Source organism: Vibrio sp. M260118 (genome assembly GCF_036533755.1).
Classification (GTDB): domain Bacteria; phylum Pseudomonadota; class Gammaproteobacteria; order Enterobacterales; family Vibrionaceae; genus Vibrio.
Genome location: NZ_JATABG010000260.1, coordinates 1 through 7,308 on the forward strand (window position 1 = coordinate 1; position 7,308 = coordinate 7,308).

At 39.7% G+C, this 7,308-nt stretch carries 4 protein-coding genes and 2 pseudogenes; 4 read left to right on the top strand and 2 right to left on the bottom strand.

The annotated features are described in order from the left end of the window. The 4 genes and pseudogenes from QTO00_RS14375 to QTO00_RS14390 form a co-directional block, all read left to right on the top strand. Nucleotides 1-241, top strand: a pseudogene (locus QTO00_RS14375) (site-specific integrase); the annotation flags it as partial. After that, a complete protein-coding gene (locus QTO00_RS14380) occupies nt 238-1,926 on the top strand; it encodes a hypothetical protein (RefSeq protein ID WP_331425411.1) in 1,689 nt (562 codons plus the stop codon). The pseudogene QTO00_RS14375 and the gene QTO00_RS14380, both read left to right, overlap by 4 nt. Nucleotides 1,927-1,935: 9 nt before the next feature. Beyond that, nucleotides 1,936-3,866 (top strand): annotated as a pseudogene (locus QTO00_RS14385) (integrase). Next, entirely contained in the window at nt 3,838-4,290 is a 453-nt protein-coding gene (locus QTO00_RS14390; RefSeq protein WP_031847834.1) for a hypothetical protein, read from the top strand. The pseudogene QTO00_RS14385 and the gene QTO00_RS14390 overlap by 29 nt, the downstream one beginning before the upstream one ends. Nucleotides 4,291-4,340: 50 nt before the next feature. Here QTO00_RS14390 and QTO00_RS14395 read toward each other — a convergent pair whose 3' ends face one another. Both QTO00_RS14395 and QTO00_RS14400 read right to left on the bottom strand, forming a co-directional pair. Further along, nucleotides 4,341-6,701 carry a S8 family peptidase gene (locus tag QTO00_RS14395; RefSeq protein WP_031847927.1) on the bottom strand — a complete coding sequence of 787 codons (2,361 nt, stop codon included), beginning with the start codon at nt 6,699-6,701 and terminating at the stop codon, nt 4,341-4,343. Between the two features lie 24 nt (nt 6,702-6,725). Next, the coding region (locus QTO00_RS14400; RefSeq protein WP_331425412.1) for an AAA family ATPase at nt 6,726-7,308 on the bottom strand (583 nt) is incomplete at its 5' end.

The following is a 7,308-nucleotide window of genomic DNA, read 5'->3' on the forward strand; positions in this document are numbered from 1 at the left end:
ACACCATATCCGGTTCAATCATCGAACTCATGATTTAAGAGCGACTTATGGCACCTACCGTCTTGATTCATTACTTGAACATTATCCGGATGTTGGAGATGCGATGGCTTTACTTATGGGGTGGATGGGACACAAAGATGATAAAACAACATGGAAGTACATCCGATACCTAAGAAAAGAAAAAGCAAACCAGAGCGCCATGGTGATGTTAGATCAAATATTAGAGGAAGCAATGCTATGACTTATTCTCCTCCGCAACTAACCATAAAACTTCGCACCGGGGTCAAACAAACGTTCACGTATGACTTCACTCGTTTTTTCTACAAAGGTGTTGCTTTTAAAAGAAATTTACAACACGCAGAACCTGCAAATCGAGATTCCGATGTTATTAGATGGTACCGAATATTCAGCGAGACAAATGAATACTCGGATCTAACAAAACAAAGCTACCTGCGAGATTTTGCAAAGTACGTTCGTTTTTGTGATTCGAAAAAACTTAATCCAGAAAGCTCAACAGCTGTCGAATCATGGGAACGACACTTAATAGAGCAAGTTCGAATCTCTTCAATGAATGTCAATTCTGCAAGAAAAATGATTTCTTGCCCTAAAAAATGTTTGGAAATGTTTGGTAACCCAAGCGCTGAGTGGTTTTCCCCTTACAGTTTATTTCGATCCGAACCCAATCCAACTCAAGGCTACTCGGATAGAGAGCTATCTTCCTTGATCAAAATTATCCACTCCTTTTTCAGACAGATCTCCAAACAAATAATGGATAGTCCAGAAGTTCACTTAAATGCATCCGGCAATCAAAGAACAGCATCCTTTACCTATAACCAACATACACATGAGATTGCCTCCCCAATAACAAAATGTTTTAGTGCTGCCTATTTCATGCTGTCGTATTACACATGGGGTAACACGACTGTCCTGCTAAATATGACAAAACCTAAAGAAAAAGTGTTTGAAGGTGGCAAGTGGTTTGAACAAAGCGTGTTAAAGCCACGAGCAAATAAATACGTATCTATATCTATTGGTGATAACGGTACATTCCATGTTCCCAAGATTGCCCTTCGATTTTTTGAACAGTTGTTGAAACTGAGTAGTCTTATATCTTCAGAACCTCACCTCCTTTGGCGTGCTAAAAAAGGAAACATAGCTCCCTTGGAACAAGGGCACATACAAAACTTCTCAAAATGGCTGCAAGAAACATTCGCTATCAAATCTGATGAAGGTGAGCCACTACGCCCTATGGCGTCAAAGTTTCGTGCCAGTGGCAGTTATCGATATTTATCGAAAACCGGAAATGCCACAGAAACAGCGTTGCTCTTAGGTAATACTCCTTACACACTATCAAAACACTACTCCTCAGGTAATCAGGTTGAAAACCAGAAACAACTACTTGCAGCAACTCACACTATTGAAGGGGCAGCTAGATGCTCAGATATAAACAATGCAAAAGAGTTTGCAAAAAAAGAACTAGGACTAGAAGTTCTTCCCTATGAGGATTTTCTTAACAAATATGCAGATAAACATAGTCAAAAGACGATCATTGGAACTGGTTGTAAAGATGTCTATTCCAACCAAGCTGATAAATATAGACGAAGGAATAATTTCAGTCCTAAAGACTTTCTCGTCGACCACCTAGCATGTTCTGACATTCAGAATTGTTTCAACTGTGAAAATCAAGTCATCATTGAAAGTATCGAAGACATCTGGTGTCTATTGAGCTACCGGGATTCCATCGTTGACTCCAAAGTTCACCATCTCAATGAACAACACTTTAATAAAAACTATTCTGAGCTTTTAAGCTCTATCAATCGAATAATGTTTACCATACACCCCAAAGTAAAAAGACTAGCAGAGAAAAAACTACAGAATGAAGGAAGACACCCTCTATGGCCTGAAGGCATTAACTTAGATTTCTAAGGGCACTCTATGACTCCATTATTTGAACTACCTAAGAATATTCTCAAGGAAAATATTTCCGAATATAAAAGAGTGCTCGACTTATATGTAAACAACCATTTTATAGAGTTAAATAATGTAGTTGTGACAAAAAAGTATGATGGTAGTGCTCAAAGCTACTTTGGGGATGAGGAATGGAACTTTTCTGCATACTTAGACACCAGAATAGTCCACAAAAAGCAGGTTATTTTTTCTTCATTTTCAAACGAAAATTTGGCTAAAGAAATGAAACTAATTTGTTTCTCATGGCTCTACATTTCAGGCCATCACAGAAAAGGCGCAGTGATTAAACCAACAACCCTTCTAAGTACCTTCCTATCAATTTTTCCATACCACCCGATCAAACTTCAGCCAAGTTCTCTTTTGAGTTAACAGGTAAGACTAAAGAGGAAGGTACTAATCAGTTTTATGCTATGCCGACGAGAATAATGGAAAGGGTTTACGGTTATTGCTTTAGAAAAATTGACGAGTACTACCCACATAGAGAAGCTATCCATGAATTACTGCATGACCTAAGAGAAAACTACGTAGAAGGAAAAAGACGTGTTGATGAGAAAATAGAAAGTGGAACTTGGCAATGGATGAATAAAGAATCTTATGACTATAGAGTCGAAGTCAACAAGCACATGCCTTCTAAGTATAAGTCCATAATTAGTGCTCATTTAGAAAACACTCCTCTAAGCAGCAAGTTGCCCAACGATATACGTAATTTCCACAGTGCAATCATTGAGTTACAAACTATTTGCTTCATCACCTGTGGCGCCCTTACAGGAATGCGTCGTTCTGAGCTATATTGCTTAAACTCCAATAGCTTTCGAGAAAAAGAGGTATATGGTAGAAAATACTATGTTCTCCGCTCAGAACACCACAAATTTGCTCAAGGGAAAGGAAAACCAGCAGAGTGGGTAACAACCAAACTTGCAGAAAAAGCCATCAATATTGCGGAAGCTCTCTCACGGCATATGCGAATTCAACTGTTAGAAGATGAAGACCCAATGAGCGAATATAACTCATCTTGCTTGTGGTTGGGACAAGGGCGTAAATCCTTAAAACCAGTAATTATACAAGACAATAGTATGAGAAGGCATTTTCGACGCATATGTCAAAAAGCAGATGCCAAAATCACCGAAGATGACCTAAATGAATTTCGTCTTATTAACCCTAATAGAGAACCCAAGAAAGCAGCTGAAATTTTAAAAATTGGCAATATTTGGCCGCTAAGCACTCATCAGTTAAGGAGAACATTTGCTGTGTTTTCCAAACGACACAACCTTTGTCACGACATAGCAATAAAACAACAATTTAAGCACTTAGATCTCCCCACATCAGAATGGTATGGAGAAGGAGGCCTTGCCAGTAAAATCAAAGCACTGCAGATCGATACTGAACTCAAGTCATTCATCAACGATGTTATTCAAGAGTCTACAACACAAAAAATCCACGAATGGTACGAAGGAAAGGAGTCTAACAACCTTATGGGGCATATGGCTGGGGCTATCAACAAGAACCGGTTGGCCCTCCCTAAAAAATATAAAGCTTGGGATTCGATAAATGACCACGTCAAGGCCGGTCGTCTAACTCTAGTTGGTACGCTACACTCATATTGCATGGCTGGATATGAGTGCCAGATGCATAAGATAAGTTCACCCGCAAACTGCATGAATTGTGAAAACCAACTCATTGGCCAAGAGCAAGTTGAAAATTGGCAAAAGCGTCATGCTTGGGTCTCTCAACAAGTAAAAGACATGGATGCTATCGGTACCTTAACTAGCTCAATGTACTCTCATTTCATAACGCAGATTAGAGCAGCAGAAAAAGTACTACACCGATTTAAAATTCCATTCGAAAAGTTCGACATAGGAAGCGACCAGTATGAGCAAGTCCCAAATTACGAGGGTTGAGCTGGAAAATGCATTAAAGCGTATTCTGAGTGGGAAAACCGAACGTATAGCTCCAAATAGAAAAATTTCTGTCAAAGCGGTAGAGGAAGAAGCAGGGCTAGGTGATGGCTCGGCCTACTACTACAAAGAAGTCATTGATGAGATAAAAAAATCGGCCTCAAAGCGCTCTCCCAAGAACAATCTTGAGAACATGTTTGAAGAAAAACTATCAAAGCTAAGAGAGCGTTTAGCAAATGAATCTAGGTTAAAAGAGAAGTATCGTTCTCAAGTCGAAGAGTACAAAACTCAATTAGCTGATATGGCAAGTCAGCATAACCAACTCGCCCTAATCATTCAGCAATACCAATACAAAGTTGCTGAATTAGAATCTACAGATACCGTTCAACTATCAAATACGTCAAAAGAATATCGTGACCCCGATTGATATAGTTATCAAGTATTCTCACTACTTAATTGTGCAACGGTATGTGCCTCCTATGCCAACTTTGCTCTAGCTCTTAACCTTTCTCTAGCTTGCAGCTTTTCGGAAACTTGCTGGTACAACCTTGCTTCTTCATTTTCCCTATCCGTGATGGATATTGCGAGTGCATAATCTTCTTTTTCTTTGACTTGATTACTAGCCCATGGGGTATCTTGCCGAGTAACAACTAAGAAGAGCTTCCTGGGTTTATTAAACTGACTGTATGTCCAAGTGCTGGATTGTAACGTGCCCCTACTCCTATCATCTTGCGTAAGATCCCTCTTAGTGCCATCACATTCAGGTATCGATTGAGTTGTTTTCTTATTTTCATTATTAAATGACTTGGAGACCGCTTCCAACGAATCACCATGTACCAAATGATACTTTATCTTAGTTGCAATATATTCAAGTCGAGTAGTGCGAACTGAAGGACTATAAGCCAGACTAACGGTGATAGTTCTGGTCGCCTTTCCTTTACGAAAATAGTCTTCTGGAATTGGAAGCTCAAAGAACTGATGTGTATCATTTTCAATTTGTTCTTCACTAATTAGTACTACATGCTCCTCAGATGATCGAAACAAACTATCTTCATCAATAACCCCATAGCCAGCAACACGTCTTACATCCTTCTTGTCTGAAAAAGTGGCACCCAACTCTGGAGTTATACGCGCATGATTAGCTAATAGCGCTCGAAGAAGATTCGCAGATGAATCGGGATAACTGTTCAGTAACCTTCCTGCTAGGTTGGTAATATAAGGAGCAGAAAAACTTGTACCACTATACTCACTTAATAGCGTATTACCTTGAGGGTTATGATTTAATGTAACTACACCAAGGTGTTTAAATACTTGCTTCCAGCTCTTTCCTTCTAACCTAGCTGGTATAGCAAAGTTTCCACCGTGTGCTAAAAAGTCAGGCTTCAATACAGACTTATCGCTTTGACTACTTCTTGAAAATGGAGAAACTTGACCTTCATTCGCAACATGTAGTTCATTGATTTCCCCCTGTCGTTGATAGTAGCGTTCTGTGTACGTGGAAGTGTGCTTTGCCATCGCCCCTACAGTTAGCACATTAACAGCTGGAGCGGGATCAATAAGCGCAGCATCATCGGATAAAAGAAAGTGAGGGTAGTCGTCTCTCCAATTACTTATTCTTTCAGAACCGCTATAGTTACCAGCTGAAACAACAATTAAGATATCAAGTTCTCTAGCGAGTTCATCAAGTGTAACTGCGATACCTGATACATGGTTATGAAGGTATGGTGCATTTTCGTTACCAAGAGAAAGATTATATATACGGCACCCATACTCTCGATAAAAATACGAAATTGCTTCGCTCAACGTAGACTCTATCGTTTTTGTATCAAACTCAGTTTGGCCATTTGAACCAGTAGCCAATACTTTTCCGCTTAAAAGCCACAAGTCTCTAGTCCAATCGTTACCATCAATTCGAGCTTCTAAATCTCCAAATAGAGCGACACCTGCAACTGCGGTTCCATGTCCAACGTAGTCAAACTCATCTTCTCTATCAACAAAGCTCTGAGCATCACCAACCGCACCCTGAAGTAATATGTGGTTGGCATTAATACCGCTATCGAGTACACATATTTTACTTGCTGACTCTGCAACTGTATTTAGAGTTGGAGGAAGAATGTTTACATCTAAGTTTAATTGAGCGAAATCGACGCCTGTCTTTGGCGGGAGGTCAACTTGACGAACATCTCTGTGTTGAAGCAAGTATTGCGCTTGATTTAAGTTAACTGTAACTCGGAACATAACTAAGCTATCCCGATTAACTTTGTCTAGATGCTGAATATCTTCTGAGCTTAACCAATTTAAAAAATCAGATACGAGAGCATTTCGTGCAATGCTCCCCGTGCTACCGAGTGGCCAAAGTTCAACATCTAATCGAAAAGTATCTTCATCTGGAAACCCAAACTGTTGCAATGCCCAACTTTTACGATCTTCGTACCCCCACGCATCAATCTTATCAATTGCAAACAATAGGTTCGCATAAGTTACATACTCTCCATCAACCAACAAAGATAAGCGTTCATTGAATTGTTGTAGTTGCTTTTCATCGGCAAAAGCAATGTAAACTGTCTGGTCTTCTTGACTTACTATGGATATGCCATGTTTCGTTATTTCTTCAAAACTCATTCTCTCATTCAGCTTTATCTGAATAAGGTTTCGTGATGTGCTACCACCAACCTGGTCTGATATTACCTTTCGAAAGGTCTCTACTTGCTTTTTTAGATTCTTTACGTGCTCTACCGGGTTACCACGTTGAACTTTAGTGCCAAAGCCTGGACGAGACCTCCTTGGAGTTAAAGGAGTCTCCTTGGAAAAAGAAAGGTGAGGGTAAGCTCCTGCCATACTGCATTCCTTTGCGCATTATTATTAGATTTGACTTTCTTGTTCTAGTGCATTTCTTAGCATTCTAATGGTTAGAAATTCCTTCCCCTTTAAGATCATTCGCTTAACTGCTCGCCTTATTATTCGCTCAATTATTGCTGGTGACTTATCTCGGAAAATGGCATGAAGTTCGGAAGAATCTAGATCAAACTCTCTCCTCACTCCACGGAGCTTCAGTTGCAACAAATCTTGAAGCTGGTTTTGGTCTATTTCTGGAAACTCTACAATTTCATCAAATCTGCGCCAAATAGCGCTATCAAGAATTTGCTCATGATTAGTAGCTGCAATGATCGTACTCTTTCCATCGTAAGAATCCATCATTTGAAGAACGGCATTAACTACCCTCCTCAGCTCACCATGCTCTGAACCATCATCACGCTCTTTCCCTAAAGCATCAAACTCATCAAAAAGAACCAATAGTTTATGCTTGGCAATAAAATCAAACACTTTTCGTAAGTTAGCAGCAGTTTCCCCTAGAAACGAGGACACAAGAGAATCTAAACGAACTATAGCAAGTGGTCGTTCTAACTCGTAGGCCATAGACTCAGCAGTTAACGTTTTGCCACAG